General features: G+C 38.0%; 18 protein-coding genes, 1 rRNA gene and 1 riboswitch. Of the genes, 14 read left to right on the top strand and 5 right to left on the bottom strand.

Translation table 11 applies throughout. The annotated features are described in order from the left end of the window. From rrf to BMX63_RS17550, 5 genes are all read left to right on the top strand, one after another. A 5S ribosomal RNA gene (rrf, locus tag BMX63_RS18885) occupies positions 1-82 on the top strand; the annotation flags it as partial. A gap of 260 nt (positions 83-342) precedes the next feature. Then, the gene (locus tag BMX63_RS17565; RefSeq protein ID WP_093137895.1) at positions 343-660 is read left to right on the top strand and encodes a DUF3870 domain-containing protein; all 318 of its coding nucleotides are present in this window, start codon (positions 343-345) and stop codon (positions 658-660) included. Between the two features lie 111 nt (positions 661-771). Continuing rightward, positions 772-1938: a DUF819 family protein gene (locus BMX63_RS17560; protein WP_093137893.1), complete on the top strand. Its 1167-nt coding sequence runs from the start codon at positions 772-774 to the stop codon at positions 1936-1938. Positions 1939-1953: 15 nt separating this feature from the next. After that, positions 1954-3021: a dipeptide epimerase gene (locus BMX63_RS17555; protein WP_093137891.1), complete on the top strand. Its 1068-nt coding sequence runs from the start codon at positions 1954-1956 to the stop codon at positions 3019-3021. Between the two features lie 54 nt (positions 3022-3075). Next, positions 3076-4059 (top strand): C40 family peptidase, encoded by a 984-nt coding sequence (locus BMX63_RS17550; RefSeq protein ID WP_093137899.1) that lies wholly within the window; start codon positions 3076-3078, stop codon positions 4057-4059. 50 nt (positions 4060-4109) lie between these two features. Here the strand turns inward: BMX63_RS17550 and BMX63_RS17545 are convergent, their stop codons facing one another. Next, positions 4110-4565 (bottom strand): DinB family protein, encoded by a 456-nt coding sequence (locus BMX63_RS17545; protein ID WP_093137889.1) that lies wholly within the window; start codon positions 4563-4565, stop codon positions 4110-4112. Between the two features lie 306 nt (positions 4566-4871). Here BMX63_RS17545 and BMX63_RS17540 point away from each other — a divergent pair, with 306 nt between their 5' ends. Continuing rightward, complete coding sequence (locus BMX63_RS17540) at positions 4872-5156, top strand: hypothetical protein (RefSeq protein ID WP_093137887.1); 285 nt, start codon at positions 4872-4874, stop codon at positions 5154-5156. Between the two features lie 123 nt (positions 5157-5279). Then, complete coding sequence (locus tag BMX63_RS17535; RefSeq protein WP_093137886.1) at positions 5280-5846, top strand: GNAT family N-acetyltransferase; 567 nt, start codon at positions 5280-5282, stop codon at positions 5844-5846. Positions 5847-5895: 49 nt separating this feature from the next. Here the strand turns inward: BMX63_RS17535 and BMX63_RS17530 are convergent, their stop codons facing one another. After that, complete coding sequence (locus BMX63_RS17530; RefSeq protein ID WP_093137884.1) at positions 5896-6711, bottom strand: transporter substrate-binding domain-containing protein; 816 nt, start codon at positions 6709-6711, stop codon at positions 5896-5898. Positions 6712-6917: 206 nt separating this feature from the next. On the opposite strand from BMX63_RS17530, the gene BMX63_RS18230 reads away from it, so the two are divergent. Both BMX63_RS18230 and BMX63_RS17520 read left to right on the top strand, forming a co-directional pair. After that, positions 6918-7112, top strand: coding sequence for a hypothetical protein (locus tag BMX63_RS18230; protein ID WP_177167377.1), 195 nt, complete (start codon positions 6918-6920; stop codon positions 7110-7112). 29 nt (positions 7113-7141) lie between these two features. After that, the gene (locus tag BMX63_RS17520; protein WP_220083845.1) at positions 7142-8707 is read left to right on the top strand and encodes a C40 family peptidase; all 1566 of its coding nucleotides are present in this window, start codon (positions 7142-7144) and stop codon (positions 8705-8707) included. A gap of 134 nt (positions 8708-8841) precedes the next feature. Here BMX63_RS17520 and BMX63_RS17515 read toward each other — a convergent pair whose 3' ends face one another. The 3 genes from BMX63_RS17515 to BMX63_RS17505 all read right to left on the bottom strand — a co-directional run bounded on the left by BMX63_RS17515 (position 8842) and on the right by BMX63_RS17505 (position 11852). Then, on the bottom strand, positions 8842-9048 hold the full coding sequence (locus BMX63_RS17515) for a hypothetical protein (protein ID WP_093137879.1): 207 nt from the start codon (positions 9046-9048) through the stop codon (positions 8842-8844). 177 nt (positions 9049-9225) lie between these two features. Continuing rightward, positions 9226-10668: a sodium/proline symporter gene (locus BMX63_RS17510; protein ID WP_093137877.1), complete on the bottom strand. Its 1443-nt coding sequence runs from the start codon at positions 10666-10668 to the stop codon at positions 9226-9228. A gap of 209 nt (positions 10669-10877) precedes the next feature. Next, positions 10878-11852 carry a proline dehydrogenase family protein gene (locus BMX63_RS17505; protein ID WP_093137876.1) on the bottom strand — a complete coding sequence of 325 codons (975 nt, stop codon included), beginning with the start codon at positions 11850-11852 and terminating at the stop codon, positions 10878-10880. 216 nt (positions 11853-12068) lie between these two features. Between BMX63_RS17505 and BMX63_RS17500 the strand changes: the two genes are divergently transcribed. The 5 genes from BMX63_RS17500 (at position 12069) to thiE (ending at position 16654) form a co-directional block, all read left to right on the top strand. After that, a complete protein-coding gene (locus tag BMX63_RS17500) occupies positions 12069-12710 on the top strand; it encodes a hypothetical protein (protein WP_093137874.1) in 642 nt (213 codons plus the stop codon). Between the two features lie 139 nt (positions 12711-12849). Next, the gene (locus BMX63_RS17495; protein WP_093137897.1) at positions 12850-13893 is read left to right on the top strand and encodes a C45 family autoproteolytic acyltransferase/hydrolase; all 1044 of its coding nucleotides are present in this window, start codon (positions 12850-12852) and stop codon (positions 13891-13893) included. A 167-nt stretch (positions 13894-14060) separates the two neighbouring features. Next, positions 14061-14172, top strand: a riboswitch (TPP riboswitch). Positions 14173-14401: 229 nt separating this feature from the next. Beyond that, positions 14402-15217 carry a hydroxyethylthiazole kinase gene (gene thiM / locus BMX63_RS17490; protein ID WP_093137872.1) on the top strand — a complete coding sequence of 272 codons (816 nt, stop codon included), beginning with the start codon at positions 14402-14404 and terminating at the stop codon, positions 15215-15217. After that, the gene (gene thiD, locus BMX63_RS17485) at positions 15204-16016 is read left to right on the top strand and encodes a bifunctional hydroxymethylpyrimidine kinase/phosphomethylpyrimidine kinase (RefSeq protein ID WP_093137870.1); all 813 of its coding nucleotides are present in this window, start codon (positions 15204-15206) and stop codon (positions 16014-16016) included. The genes thiM and thiD overlap by 14 nt, the downstream gene beginning before the upstream one ends. Continuing rightward, positions 16013-16654, top strand: coding sequence for a thiamine phosphate synthase (gene thiE / locus BMX63_RS17480; RefSeq protein ID WP_093137868.1), 642 nt, complete (start codon positions 16013-16015; stop codon positions 16652-16654). Before thiD ends, thiE begins: the two co-directional genes overlap by 4 nt. Positions 16655-16683 lie beyond the last annotated feature (29 nt).

Below are 16683 nucleotides of genomic sequence, written 5' to 3'. Positions count from 1 at the left end.
CCATTCCGAACACAGTAGTTAAGCTCTCCAGCGCCGATGGTAGTTGGGGTCCTTCCCCTGCGAGAGTAGGACGTTGCTGGGCAACTAAAAATCCTCGGAATCTTATTAGATTTCGAGGATTTTTGTTATGTATTTTCATTATTATAGATTAAGGACTATTAAACCAGTTATATAGTCTTGAATTACAAATGCCCATAAATAAAATTTCCTATTTAAAGTAAATACATATAATGATAGAATTGTGATAAGATTCAGATAGTATAGACATTTCGTAGCCGGCTGCATATTCTTTATCGAAGTGTATCCCGTACGGAAGCTGCTATCATCTGGAGTGTGAACGGAGTGTACGATATAAAAACCTGTTATTTTGTAGGAGAAGCGAAATCCCCAGGTAATAATCCGATTATGAAACAATATCACACCTTCTTTGTTGGATTTGTTATTGATCCAAACACCCATGAAATTCTTGATGCAGAGTGTACATCAATTTTGGATATCACGAAGCAATTTGTACAAAATCTATTTGTGGGTCAAAGCATTTTAGATGGAGAGAGAGTTGCGGAGGAAATTCGTACACGATATTTTGGTTCTTCACAAAAAGCGTTAATCGTTGCTTTTAAGCAAGCACAACTAAAATATAAAGAATCCTTGAATATATAGGGGGCTATTTTATCTTACCTTTACGTGGATAAAACCCAGCCAACTGGAATAATTTCTTGTTGGCTGGGTTTTTTTATATGAAATCACAAAGAGTAAGGGAGGAGAGCACTTATGATTGATAATGGTTTTTTATACTTAGGTGTTATTATTGGTCTTGCTGGTTTGGTCGCATATTTGGAAAGCGGTACAAGAAGCAGATTTTTTAAGTTTGTACCGGGAATTGTCCTTATCTACTTTGGTGGTGCTTTATTAAAAACAACGGGTGTTATTGGGTTATCTAAAGACGTCGATGCTACTTATAGTAATGTGCGTAACGCGTTATTGCCTATGTTAATTTTATTAATGCTATTAAATTGTGATTTGCGAAAGCTTATTAAACTTGGGCCCAAAATGCTGGTTGGATATATAGCAGCATCTCTCAGTATTGTGGCTGGATTTGTGATTACGTTTTTCATTTTCCGTGCTCTGTATGCTCCGGAGACCTGGCAGGCATTTGGTGCCCTGGCCGGAAGCTGGACGGGTGGATCTGCCAATATGGTAATTATTCAAGGAATTTTAGATGTTCCAGAAAACATTTTTGGTTATGCATTAATTATGGACACGATTAACTATTCGACCTGGGTTATGATTATGTTCTGGCTTGTTCCGTTTGCAACGCTATTTAATAAATGGGTGAAGGCAGATACCTCTCATCTGGATGAAGTAACGGCAGATTTAAAAGAGGAACATGAGAAGCAGCAAGCCAAATCCATGTCCTTTGTTCACTTAATGGGGTTAGTTTCCATTGCCATATTTATCTCATCTCTAGCTGCATATATGGGAGAGCTGTTACCTGAGTTTGGTACAGTTGTGAATGCTACTACATGGACCATATTTATCGTATCAATTGCAGGGATTTTGCTGGCGATGACAAACATTTCAAAAATTCCAGGTTCCATGGATGTTGCAAACGTATTTCTTTATATTGTGATTGCATTAATTGCTTCCCGGGCCGATTTCTCACAATTATTCCAGGCACCAATCTATATTGTATCAGGATTTGTTATTTTAGCGATTCATGGTCTTATTCTTACGGTAGTAGCTAAATTGTTCAAGATGGATCTCTTTACTTTAGGAGTATCAAGCCTGGCAAATATTGGTGGGATGGCTTCTGCACCTTTACTTGCCGGAGCTTATCATAGATCGCTAATTCCAATTGGAGTTTTGATGGCATTAGGTGGTTCGTTTCTAGGTACTTATTATGGATTACTTGTTGCTAAAATCTTATCATTCTTTTAAGAAAGGAGTTTACCCGTGGAGATCATCGACCTACAGTTACAAAAACGTTCCATAACTTTAAAACGGCCATTTATTACTGCACTTCGAAGGGTTACAAAGATTGATGTGATGGATGTTTACATTGAACTAAAAAATGGGATGAAAGGCTTGGGTTCTGCAGCATCAACCTTGCAAATCACGGGTGAATCGATGGAGGGTATACAAGCGATTATCCATCAGGCGATTAAGCCGCAAATTGTCCATAAAGATATTCGTCAACTTGGGAAGCTCATTACACATATGGAGAAGAGTTGTGTGGGAAATTCAAGTGCAAAAGCGGCTGTAGAAATCGCTCTCCATGACGCTTATTGTCAATACTTAGACATCTCTTTAAATTCTTATTTGGGTGGTCAGGTACATGTACTGGAAACGGACATGACCGTAAGTATTGACCAACCAGAAATTATGCAGAAGGAAGCTTTAAAAAGAGTATCTGAAGGCTTCAATGTTTTGAAGGTAAAGGTAGGAAAAGATGAAAAACTGGATCTAATACGACTGCGGTCTATTCGTGACGCTGTCGGTCAGGATATTTCATTTCGCTTAGATGCCAATCAAGGCTGGAATAAGAAGCAAGCCGTGAATATCATTGGCCAATTAGAGGAGGAGAACATGGGGGTTGAATTAGTCGAACAACCTGTACCAGCAGATGATATTGAAGGCTTGAAATATATTCACGATAGAGTCACGACCCCTATTATGGCAGATGAGAGTGTATTTTCACCAGCAAATGCCTTTCATCTATTGGAGATGAAGGCTATAGATATGCTGAATATTAAATTGATGAAAACTGGTGGCATTAGACGGGCCCGGCAGATTGCTGATTTGTGTCAAGCAGCCGGAATTCCTTGTATGATTGGCAGTATGATGGAGTCAATCATTTCTGTTACTGCAGCAGCCCATCTTGCTGCAGCTCATCCTAATATCACACATTATGATTTGGATGCTCCGCTTTGGATGTCTGATGAACCGGTAAAAGGAGGGATGAACTTCAAAGGGAGAGGGGTTATGTTGTCTGAAGGTTCTGGAATTGGTATCCAATTATAATCTTTTTGGAGGTGCTTTTTGGTGAAAAAGATTCGTCAAACCTGGCTTATCATTATGACGTCTATCGTTCTCCTTTTAGGATTTAGTTTTCCAATCGAAACGCAGGCAATAGAAACTGGAGAAACAGCTTTTGTGGATGTTTCTGTAGCTACGCTTTGGTCAGAGCCAGATGGAACAAGGCCGATTGATTCTCCTTCTATAGAAAATCCTGTGGACATGTGGGAGTGGACAAGAGGCATGTCTTACGAACAAAAGCTTTGGCTTGTAGGTAATCTCCAAACACAAGCTTTATATGGTCAGGAAGTTACTATTCTTGAAGAGGAAGGAGATTGGGTTAAAGTAGCCGTACATGGCCAGCCAACACCGAAAAATGATTTAGGATATCCAGCCTGGATGCCAAAAGTTCAATTGGAAAATGGAAAAAGTTTTGCTTCCTTAAGAGAAAATAAGAATTTTGCAATGGTAACCAGTCCTACTACCTGGCTTTATGATGACAAACATCAAGTAAATAAATTTAAGGAAATCAGCTTTAATACCAGACTTCCGGTTGTTACCGAAAAAAAAGATACAGTACTAGTTGCGACACCAAGTGACGGTAAAAAGTGGATTTCAACGGATGCTATTTCGATTTATTCTTCTGAAGAGGATATCCCTGAACCAGATGGTGATGATTTAGTGGACACCGGCGCAAAATTCCTAGGATTGCCTTATTTATGGGCAGGAACGTCGGGATTCGGTTTTGATTGTTCCGGCTTTACTCATACGATTTTTAAAGCTCATGGTATTACAATACCAAGAGACTCTTCCGTACAAGCAACTCATGGTACACCAGTCGCGAGGGATGAACTCCAGAAAGGTGATTTATTGTTTTTTGCCTACAATGAAGGTGAGGGAAGCGTGCATCATGTAGGGATGTATATAGGTGATGGAAAAATGATGCATTCACCTAATACGGCAAGTACAGTAGAAATTATTGATGTGTTCGAGTCAGATTATTATTCTTCAGAGTATGCTGGTGCAAGAAGATATCTTGATTGATATATCATAAAAACCACGCTGCAATGGCGTGGTTTTTACAGATTTTTTTGCTATTTATTTAGCACCTTTTTCATAGCGTTAACTCTGCCTGCATGGTTTGCTATATGAAAAGCAGCTAGTGCGGCTAGTTCTCCGAAAGTTTGGGCACCTAAGGTTACCTCAGGAAGCTTTTCTTCAAATTTTTCTAACGGAATCTGTTTGATACGTTTAATCTGTTTATTTAACTTATCGGCCAATTCATCTGCTGTTGGTACATCATCTGGCCATTCTGCCGGCTTGGTTCCGTAACCGAATAAATCTTTGTACTGTTTTGGAAGATGATCCGTGTTGTCTGGAAATCCGAATAAGAATTGTTCATTAGTTGTCAGGACATGTCCGATATGCCAGAGGATATTATTATTAAATCCTTCAGGCTGCTTTGTGAGTTGTTCATCGCTTACATCCTTAATTTCATTCATAAAGCCCTTATATGCAATGTTAATTTGTGAAATAACCAAACTGCTCATTATCTAAAACCTCGCTTTTCTTTAAAGTAAATCTATCTCTACTATATCAGTTTATCCTTAGTTTCTAAACTATAATGCAACACCATGACAGAAACTTTTTGGATTTGGGTTAAAATCTTACCCATTCATTTACTGTGTTATTTATATTGATAAATTAAATGTTATTAGATAGTTTCCCCACCGAAAGTGAACTACTTATTTGAACATGAGTATGGTTTAGTAATGAATCAAAATAGAAGAATACAGTCATCATAAAATGATTATACATTTATCTCTGTTTGGGTATCCTATAATGGGGTGATAACAATGAAAGCAACGGATGTTGAGCAGAAACGTTTTGATAAAGCTTTAGATGAAATAATTGATCTATTTAACAATATCGAAAGCGATGTACCCATCATCCAATATAGTGATAAAGTTGTCGAAAACATTGAAAAGGCGAAGAAAAAGTATGGAGAAGAGGTTATGAATGAGCGTGTTAATAATGTGGTAGGTGAGATGCTTTCCTGGCTTGATCTTGATGATGTAGAGCTGAATGATAATGATGAGGTTGATGAGGGCGAAGATGGAGAAGGCGGGAACAATACATAAACCGTATGTTTATCATTGCATATCTTTTCGTTTCCCTTTTCTTATGCTAGGATTGATGTAATTTACACAAAATTCTATTATTCTTTTATTTTAAGGTTTGCTTTGAGAAGGGAGACATTTCCAATGAATCCAATTCTACTTGATTTTCCTCATGGGTTTGAGACAGAACGTTTATTCATTCGATTACCCAAGCCCGGTGACGGAAGGGTTGTATATCCTGCTATTCAGGCATCGATAAATGAATTAAGGCAGTGGCTACTCTTTGCACAGAACAAGCAAAGTGAAGATCAGACGGAAGCGAATATTAGAGAAGCACATGCGAAATTTTTAACACGTGAGGATATGCGATTACACGTCTTTCATAAAGAAACGGGTGAATTTGTTTGTGCTTCTGGCCTGCATAACATAGATTGGGATATTCCTAAATTTGAAATCGGATATTGGGTTGCTACAAGCCATAGTGGAAAGGGGTACGTAACAGAAGCAGTACAGGGAATCACAAATTTTTCCTTTCTTGAGTTGAAGGCTAAACGGGTGGAAATAAAATGTGATGCCAAAAACCATAAGAGTCGATCCATTCCTGAAAGGCTTGATTTCAAACTGGAAGGAATTTTAAGAAATGACGACCTTTCTGTTAATGGTAATGAACTTCGTGATACTTGTATCTATGCAAAGATAAAAAATCAATAGCTTCATAGAAAAAGCGTAACAGTTTGGCTGTTACGCTTTTAAAATGTCTTTATTCCGGAGGCTCCGTACCAAACCATTTTTTATAGATTTCTTCATATTTTCCATTCTCTTTGAGGGCAGCTAACGCTTCATTAACTGGTTCTACTAAGTCGGATCCTTTAGGAAAGGCTATACCATATGGTTCACCTTGTAGAAGATCACCAACTGTTTTTAGTCCAGCATCCGGATTTTCTTTAATATAGTATTGAGCATTGGGTAAGTCATAGAGTACGGCATCCAATCGACCCTGTTGAAGATCCTGATACGCCGTTACGATTTCTGGAAAAGCAGAAACCTCAGCGTCTGTATTTTCATTTAAATAAATTTCACTGGTAGCACCGGTTTGAGCTCCCACTTTCAATCCGTCCACATCATCGATGGATTGAATATCCGAATCTTCAGGAACCACTAAAATAAGCCCAGAATCTAAGTATTTATCAGAAAAATCAATTTCCTCTTTTCGTTCATCTGTAATAGAAATCCCCGAAATGGCCAATGGATATTTACCTGTGCGCATGCCGCCTAGTACACCATCAAATTCCATCGTTTCAAATTCTACTGTAAAACCTGCTTCTTCTGCGATTGCATTCATTAAGTCGATGTCAAACCCTTCCATTTTTCCGGTTTCAGTGTTCATAAACTCAAATGGATGGAAGTTCGGCTCTGTTGCAACGATATAGTGATTGGATTCTTCTTCGCTATTCCCTTCTTCACCAGAAGAATCACTATTACCATCTGAACCACTGGATGATTCACTTGATCCACAGGCAGCAAGTAATAGCATTCCGAAAAAGATGGCAAAAATCAATAAAGTATTTTTCTTCATGATTCCACATAACCCCCTAATTTTTATATAGATATCACTTATTATTCCAGATTATTTCTAAGAAATCAAATTTTTCTAAACACTATAAAAACTTATTTTTTGTTAAGTCGGTAACCGTGCCAATCACCATTATAGAGAGGAGATTCAGGTTTTTTTCACTGGTGATTTTTATAAAATGTATCAAAAATTGGAATGAATTCATTTATTTGTATAAAACTATAACAGGGATTTTGCCAAAAGGAGCTTTATGGTCTATAGAAGATAAGTTTAAACTTCGAAAAATTAGCGGAACACATGATGAATACGAAGTAGTGGTTTATTTAGACAATTATTCAACAGAGTTCGCTAATGAATTAGGAAAAAACGTTAGAGAACACAACAGAATATGGTTCATTCAGTAAGACAAATGATAAAAGAGAGGTATCCAAAAATGAAGGTCACGATGATAAAGGTGATGGTTGGTGGTATCGCAATCACTTCCATTCCGTTGATGGGTTCAGATGAAATACGTGTGGAAGCAGCCGAGAAAACCATTACATATTCGCAGGCTTCAGTACAGGATTCTATCTATTATCAAGTTTCTGCTGGAGATAATCTATGGAAGCTATCCCGCAATTTTCAAACATCTGTTGATGAAATAAAACGTGCTAATAATCTTACATCAGATGCGGTATATGTTAATCAATCCTTAATCATACCAAAGGCGATGCACACTGTTATGCCGGGAGAATCATTGACGACTCTTGCGAAAAAGTATGATACCACAGTAGATGGAATGAAAGAGGTCAATCATTTAAACAGTGATTTAATCAGGGTAGGTCAAATCTTAATTATCCCTGCTATTGTTTCTTCTCAATCAGCTAGAAGTCCTGAAAAGAGTACAAGCTATACGGTAATGTCAGGTGACAGTTTGTGGGGCATTGCGAATCGTTATGATGTGAGTGTGAATGCCATTAAAAGTGCAAATGATTTAACCTCAAATGTAATTAATGTTGGACAAACCTTAACCATACCTGGAGGAAATGCAGAGGAGGTTTCCGCTCCCACAACAGTACCTTCAACGGATAATATTCAATATAAGATCACGAGTAGCGATACACTATGGAGCATTGCTCAAACATATGGTGTAGAAGTAGACGCTATAAGAAGCTCGAACAATTTAGAAAGCGCCCCTTTACACATAGGTCAAACTCTCATTATTCCTAAGGATGAAAAGGCCATTTCTGTACCAGCAGTTGCACCTGTAAAAGAAACAGAGCGTAACAGCTATAAGGTTCAATCAGGCGATACACTGTATGGAATTGCGAGGGCTTATCATACTACTGTTGATAAGATTAAAAAGGCTAATAACCTGAACACAAATACATTAACGATAGGACAGATATTAACGATTCCATCTAGCCAAACAGATGCACAAAAGACAACAGGCTCATCCTCACCACAAAATGAAAGCAATTTAGAATTGGTACAAAAAGGTTTACAGAAGCTTGGATACTATGCCGTACAAACAATGACCGGCAGTTATGATAATCCTACAAAAGAAGCGATACGGGATTTTCAAAGTGATTATGGTTTATCAGTAACAGGTACAGCGGATGATAAAACAAAAACTGCCATTGAGCATGCTGTCCTCAAGCAGGATTTAATGAAAGACACGAAAAATTATTTAGGTGTTCCTTATTTATGGGGAGGGACCACTCCGTCTGGTTTTGATTGTTCGGGCTTTGTGTACTATATGTTTAATAAGCATGGAGTGGACATGCCAAGAGATACCGCAGCTGGACTTTTTACCAAGGGAACTTCTGTTTCACAATCTGCTTTACAACCAGGTGACTTAGTATTTTATGCGGTTAACTCGAATAGAATTACACATGTTGGCTTTTATATAGGAGATAATCAGTGGATATCTGCTACCAGTTCAAAAGGGATTGCCATCTATTCATTGGACAATTCCTATTGGTCCAAATACTATGAAGGAGCAAAGAGAATTTACTAGAAGAGGGACAAATTGATGGGGAATCCGCACCGCACATATTTATTTTGTCCGGCAATTTTTGCAGGAATGTGGAGGATTTTGAGGCTGTTTCCCCACTGGATAATTTGTCCAGAAGTAATGAAAAGGTGGCATACTTAAGGATATATTGTCATGAGCTCTTTATGAGCCTGTTGAAAGTTTCTAAAGGCCTGTTCACCTAAACGTTTGGAATCACGTTCGAATAAATTCTCATAGGCTACTTCTTTCGCCACTTCTAATGAGCATGTACGTGTATTCATAATAAGCAGCATATAAGACTTAAAATAAGATACACTAGGTGTTCCTGAACGATTTAGCTTCATCTCTTCTCACTCCTTATTTACCATTGTAAGAAGATAAATGGAATTTAGCAATTTTTCAGGCTTATTATACAGGTTTATGAATTCAGTGAGACCTAAATAATAAAGTACGAATTGGCAGGAAGGGTGAAAATTTAGTGAAAGAGGCTGATCCTAATAAGGATTAACCTCTTTCTGTATTTATGAGTTATAATGGTTTCTTTTATCCGGGAATAGTAAACTAAATAGTATTCCGAATATGCCTGCTATGAAAAAAGTGGAAAAGCGTGAAGTGATAATACTATCGAGTGGTGTGCTAATCCATAGTATCGTAAAGACAAATCCGGAAAGAATGGTTGCGATAACACCTATGCTTGAATAACGCCTCCAGAAGAAGGTCATAAGAATGGCAGGAGATAAGGTGCCTCCAACACCTGCCCAAGCCCAGCTGACAATTAGATACACCAGCGATTCAGAGGTTAAAGCAATAAGCATCCCGACTATACCTGAAACAAGTACGGTGATTCGGGAAACCGTTAATAATTGCTGATCTGTTAGTTTAAAACCAAGTGCTTTATGGATAATATCCTCACTGACCGAGCTTGTGACCACCATTAATTGCGAGTTGGCTGTTGTAATAATGGCAGCTAAAATTCCCGCTAATAATAGTCCTGAAATCCATGGGGGCATTAAATCCATTATCATTTGAGGTAAGATGGTCTCTACATCTGAAAAGCTCCCTTGACTATACATCGCAATGGCTGCAAGACCAATAAGGAAAGCTCCTGTATAAGCTAAAATTGTCCAGATAATAGCCACATTACGAGCTTGCTTGGCTTCCTTTACATTTTTTAGCGCCATAAAACGTGCACTTAATTGCGGCTGTCCACCTAAGTACCCAAAGAACCAGGAAAAGTTATTAAAAAATAATATCCCTAAAGCAAATCCTGTTGTTCCGCCAAACCAGGAGTTAAAGGAATCACCGGCAGTAGTGAGTGATTGACTAATGGAAAGATCATTTGTGAAAACATAGATTAGAGCAATTATAGGAAGGATACAAAGAGTGATTAACATCATAAGGCTTTGAATCATATCGGTCCAGACCACAGAAACAAATCCTCCAAAAAAGGCAATGCCAAGGACGACAATGGTCGCTATTACAATACCAAGTGTGTGATCCATATTAAAGGAAGTAAAGAATAGCTTTCCTGCACCAGCCAACTGTGCCCCTACATAAAACATAAAGAAACCTGCAATTAGAATACTTGCGACCCATCTGATTACATTTGCTTTTTCATCAAAATTGCTGGCTAAATAATCGGGCAATGTTAAAACGCGGTGTTTATCGGTTTCCTTCATAAAACGTTTCGCTAAAAATACCCATGCAAATATAATACCAATAGCAATTCCGATAGCTACCCAAATCCCTGCTAATCCAGTAGTGAATACAAAGCCGGTAAATCCAAGTAAGAGCCAGGCTGATTCACCTGTAGCACGCTCAGAGAAAGCAAGAGCCCATCCGGGAAGCTTTTTGCCTCCTAATAGATAAACGGAATGACTCATCTTTGTACGACTTGTGTAATACCCAATACCAATCATGAGAAGAAAATATAAAACGAATTCCGTAAGAATAATCGAATTCATATTTTACACTCCTTTTTCAGGTATCTGACCAACCGCTTATAGTAAGCGCTTACATTTAAAAAGATAAAATGTACCGATAAAAATCACCACACTTACATTCATTCGTTTACATATATATGAAGATTTGTTTACCAAAAATGCATAAATTTTATGGAAGATAAGTTTGTCATAAAAAAGGGTGTCTGCCTAATAAGCAAACACCTTACAAGTCATTTTTTTCTCTTCGTCATTCTGCCAGCAAGAAATGCACCAGCGGCTAAACCTATCATTGTATTCGTTTTTTTATTAAAGACTTGTTTTGCAACAAGCTGGATATTCTGTGGACGTTCTGCTAAACGCCTCATAAAATAACCGTACCAATCTGTGCCGAAGGGGACATATGTGCAGAAGTTATATCCCTCTCTAGCAAGCTGTAATTGCAAATCATTACGAAATCCATATAGCATTTGGAATTCAAACTTGTCTTTTGGAATATTATAATCGTCCACAAACTTCTTTACATGATTAATAATGCGATCGTCATGGGTAGCAATAGAAGTGAACTTTCCGTGCTTCAAGTGATACTCGATTAAGTAAATTAAGTTTTGATCAATTTTTTTCTTGTTTTGATAGGCAATCTCCTCAGGTTCTTTATATGCACCTTTTACAAGTCGTAATCGATAATCTTTATATTTTTCAATGTATTCCTGAGCTTGATAGAAATACGATTGAATAACAGTTCCAATGTTATTATATTCCTCTGATAATTTATCAATAAGGCTAAACGATGAATGGAGGTGGGTGTAATCCTCCATATCAAAATTGACAAAAATATGATATTGATTGGCTTGGTCTACAATTTCTCTCAAATTCTCCAAGCAAAAATTTTCGTCAATATCCTGTCCTAATTGTGTGGGTTTTATGGAGATATGGGCGTCGACATCATGGCTGTGAATCGCTTTAATTACTTCCAGGATTTCATTTTTTGCTTGAATTGCCGCATCTTTTTCAGAAACAAATTCTCCTAAATTATCAATCGTACAAGAAATTCCTTGTGCGTTTAATTGTTTAACCCTTTCAATCATTTCCTCAACATTGGTTCCAGCTACTACAGATTGTGATCCTAATTTAAGTCCATACTTTTGTGCAAACGCATTCAAAAATTTGTTTTCTGATAAACCTATAAAGAAGTTTTTTAGATTCATAGCGCATCCCTCTGTATGTTTTATTTATTTTATTATAACACAATTCGGATTTGGGCGTTAATTTAAAAAGTTTAGAAAAATACAAAACCATATTGGGCATCTTAACCATTTTTCACAAAATCCCTATGTGATTTCACCATGCCTAATCATGTGCAATAGGATACTTGAAAAGCGGTATAAGGAAGTGTCTGAATCGTTATAAAAGGAGGGACTCTAGTGACAGCCTGCAGGAAAGGTATTCAAAATCAGGAGGTTAAGCCAAAGCTTTATGATAAGTCCATGTATGAACATCATTCCAATCAGGGGTTATTTCACTATAATAAAGAGGAAAAGCAACGTGATGAGCAGAAGGAAAAAATAGACACCTTAACGCAGGAGGTCAACACATATCAAAAACGATACCAGCAACTAGTGGGAAATTTGTTTTCTTTAAGAAGGCAACTTCACCATTCAGTAGATGATTATCATAAGTTGCATAAAGAAGTACATCAGCTTTCTAACAGGCAGGAAATGATCAAACAGGAGCTTTCGAAAAAAATGACTCAAATCCACCGAAAACAAAAGCTTTACCATCATCATTTTTTAGACCGATTTGAACGTAATGAGAAGTGGGGAGATCAAGTATTAGAACAGGTGCTTCAGCAAAGGTCTGCACAACAAACCATGAAGGAAGGGCAAAATGAGCTAACAAAGGAAATCCAGGGTTTAGATCGTCGATGGTTAAATGTAAATCGACAAATGGATATTTTGAGTGAAGAAATAAAAGCTGTTTATAAGCAGATTCAGGAAGCTGAGACAAAAGGGAATGATGTCCAGAAAGAATCTGAGAATGAGATTCGTCATCTAAAGGGAAAGTAGATATTTTTAAAGTTAAGGATCAATTTTAGTAATCAATGGTGGAAAAAAAGAAGCAAAGATTGAAGCAAAATCTTTTTCGTAATCAGGTAAATGGAGTAGACTATCAATGAACCAATATGAGCTTTGGAAGGATATTAGAATGAGACAAGTATATACTGAAATTTTTCAATATAGAGGAAATCATTATGATTTTGGGTTTCAGCAAGGAGAGTGGTTAAAGAATTCTCCAATTTTACCGAATCGAAAAAAACAGTGGGAGCCAAAAAAGGACCGGCACTTTCTAATCGATTATGAAGAAGTAACTAGTGCCATTACGAAATTTATTCCCGGGGTAATGGATGAAATTCAAGGTCTTGCTGATGCATTACAGATGAATATGGACGATGCTTTTCGTGAATTTGGTGGTTACTATTTAGAGTACGGAAGAAGTGGCTGTTCCATATTTACAGGATCAGATTATCTAATTCGTAATTATGATAATCATCCCATCACTTATGAAGGGCGTTATATGATCTATCAACCAACAGATCAGGGGTATGCGACAATCGGACCAACCATGCAAATTACAGGTCGTACAGATGGAATGAATGAAAAAGGACTTGTAATGGGCTATAATTTTGTCCATCGTAAAAAATCAAGTGACGGCTTTATGTGTAATATGATAGGACGAATTATTCTAGAAACATGTGCCAATGTGGAAGAAGCAATAGAAGTTTTAAAAGAGCTTCCACACCGTCATTCGTTTAGTTATGTATTATTAGATTCTGCAGGTAAAAGTGTTGTAGTGGAAGCTTCCCCAAGATCTGTAGAAGTTCATGAATCCAAAATATGTACCAATCATTTTGAATTGTTAACCGAAGAAAATCGCTACCGGATGGAAGACTCTTATCAAAGAAAGCAAACGATTGAGAAACAGCAAAGGGACATAGAAAATGGCTATATGGCCTTCAGAATGATGAATGATATCGAGAAAGGTGTCTTCTCCAACAAATATGGTGCATGGGCCGGTACCGTTCACACTGCTGCTTATTTCCCAAAAGAAAAGAAAGCAGGTTATGCCTTGGGAGCAAACCGCGACCCTGTAATATTTGATTTCAATCAATGGATACAAGGAAAAAAATTCAATATAAAAAAAGTAAAAGGAGTCCTAAACACAGACTCACCATTTGTAAATATGGAATAGAAAAGCTAAGACCTAGGAGCCGGAGCTGGATAAAGAAAAGGGTAGGCGACTGGCCAGGTCTTACGGTATAAGCCAAAGACATGGAGTGCCAAGATTTCCAACAAAAAAGACAAATAGATTGATTTTTGCTCCAATCCCGTTTTACAATAAAAATTGAATAACAAAATACATTCTACTAGGGGAGCCTGTATGGCAGGCTGAGAAAAAAGCGTAGAAGCTTTTTGACCCTCAGGACCTGATCTGGATCATGCCAGCGTAGGGAAGTAGCTTTCACAAGATTACTGACAGCTAAACCAGGTCCTTAAATGGCCTGGTTTTTTAATGGTATAGAAAATAATCTAGCTGGAGTTCTGTAGATAATATTGAAGGAATTTGCTGTGTCCAGCTCCACCACCAAAGCAATTAGCGAGACTGCTTGAAGCTTGCGTGCGTTGCTAAATGGCACTTTCCCCCTTTTGCTCTGGCTAAGACAGTCCATGAGGTTCCCTGAATAAAGGGAGGAAACGAAATGTTTGAACGAATAACCAGGTTACGTAACCAAGAGCCTCTAGTTCATAACATCACGAATGTAGTGGTGACAAATTTTACAGCTAATGGTCTTTATGCCTTAGGTGCTTCTCCAGTTATGGCTTATGCGAAAGAGGAAGTAGCTGAAATGGCACAAATTGCAGGGGCAGTTGTGTTAAATATTGGTACATTAACAGAAGATCAAATAGAGGCTATGATAATTGCAGGAAAGTCCGCAAATCAAAATGGAGTTCCGGTAGTACTTGATCCTGTAGGAGCCGGGGCCACTACGTATCGAACCAGCACCGCAAGAAACATTTTAGAAAAAGTAGATGTCTCCCTCTTAAGAGGAAATGCAGCAGAAGTGTCTAATGTTGTTGGAGAACAAATAGCAATGAAAGGTGTAGATAGTGGCAATATCCAGGGAAATCACATCGATTTGGCTCAAAAAGCGGCGGAATTATTTCAATGCACAGTTGTTATTACTGGCCAGACGGATGTGATTTCCAATGGAGAGGATACATACACGGTTTCCAATGGTCATTCATTGCTTACAAAAGTTACTGGAACAGGCTGCTTATTGTCATCTGTTATTGGTGCATTTCTCGCTATTGACCAAAATCATATTCATGCAGCTGTGGTTGCTGTTTCTCTTTATGGTATTGCGGCAGAAAAAGCGGCTCAAAAAGCGGGTACCAATGAACCTGGACGTTTTCAAATGGAATTTTTAAATGAACTTGCTAAGCTCAATGAAACGGATGGACCGTTAGCGAAGATTAACCATCTGCAAAAGGAGGCACATCATGACCGTTTATAAGGCATTAACGATTGCAGGGTCAGATAGTGGTGGAGGAGCAGGAATTCAAGCTGATTTGAAAACCTTTCAAGAGCTTGGTGTTTATGGAATGTCTGCATTAACAGCTGTAACAGCCCAAAATACGCTCGGTGTACAGGGTGTTTATCCGATTCCTCTTCAAGGATTAAAAGAGCAAATCGATGCAATTGGTCATGATTTAGGTACAGATACTGTTAAAACAGGTATGCTGCATTCGAGTGAAGTCATTGAAGCCGTAAGTGATAAAATAAGAACTTATCATTTTCAAAATCTTGTTGTAGATCCGGTGATGGTTGCGAAAGGTGGGGCGAAGCTGTTACAGGATGAAGCTGTGGAAGCTTTGATTTCCAAGTTGATACCACTTGCAACGGTTATCACACCAAATATTCCTGAAGCGGAAATGATTACACAAAGAAAGATTAATACTTTGGAAGACAAAAAGGAAGCGGCAAAACAATTGATTGATATAGGAGCCCAATCAGTTGTTATGAAAGGTGGACATGAGGAGACAAACGATGTAGTAGATTTATTCTTTGATGGATATGCTTTTCTAGAGCTTACATCTCCTCGAATTCAAACCAGACATACGCATGGCACTGGCTGTACGTTTTCATCTGCCATTGCAGCAGAGCTTGCTAAAGGTAAATCATTGACAGAAGCCGTTAAAAATGGAAAGGCTTTTATTCGAGCAGCAATTGAACATCCTTTAGGCATAGGAGCAGGCCATGGACCAACAAATCATTGGGCTTATATGGAACAACTCAGGGGTGTTAAGCGATGAAACAACAAGAGTTAGAGGAGTATCTTTCATTATATTTTATAATGGGAAGTGTAAATTGTTCACAAGACCCTGTTGAGGTTTTAAAACAGGCTATTGATGGAGGAATTACGCTATTTCAGTATCGTGAAAAAGGTGAGGGAGCGCTTCAGGGTAATGAAAAATATCGTTTAGGTGAGAAGTTAAAAAAGGTCTGTTTGAATGCAGGAATTCCATTTATCATAAATGATGATGTGAATCTTGGGATTGCATTAGATGCGGATGGAATTCATGTCGGACAGGATGATGAAGCAGCTCATACCGTACAGCAGAAAATGGGGAATAAGATTTTAGGTGTTTCCACTCATACAATTGCTGAAGCCCGTAAAGCAGTTTTTGATGGAGCGGATTATATAGGTGTAGGTCCGATTTTTCCGACCAGATCTAAAGATGATGCGAATAAGGTTCAAGGAATTCAAATTTTACAACAGTTTCGTGAACAGCAAATAACCCTGCCAATGGTAGGAATTGGCGGCATTACAGCAGCTAATGCAAAACAAGTCATCGACGCAGGTGCAAATGGTGTTTCGGTGATTTCAGCAATAGCTGGTGCAGATAATGTTAAACAGGCTGCCTTGCAACTGAAATCAAAGGTTCTTTAAATACGGCCGTTTTGGCAACGTTTAATGTT

It is taken from the genome of Salinibacillus kushneri (assembly GCF_900111405.1).
In the GTDB taxonomy this organism is placed as follows: domain Bacteria; phylum Bacillota; class Bacilli; order Bacillales; family Alkalibacillaceae; genus Salinibacillus; species Salinibacillus kushneri.
Note: the sequence above shows the minus strand (reverse complement) of the source record. Positions and strands in the feature narration are given on the sequence as shown.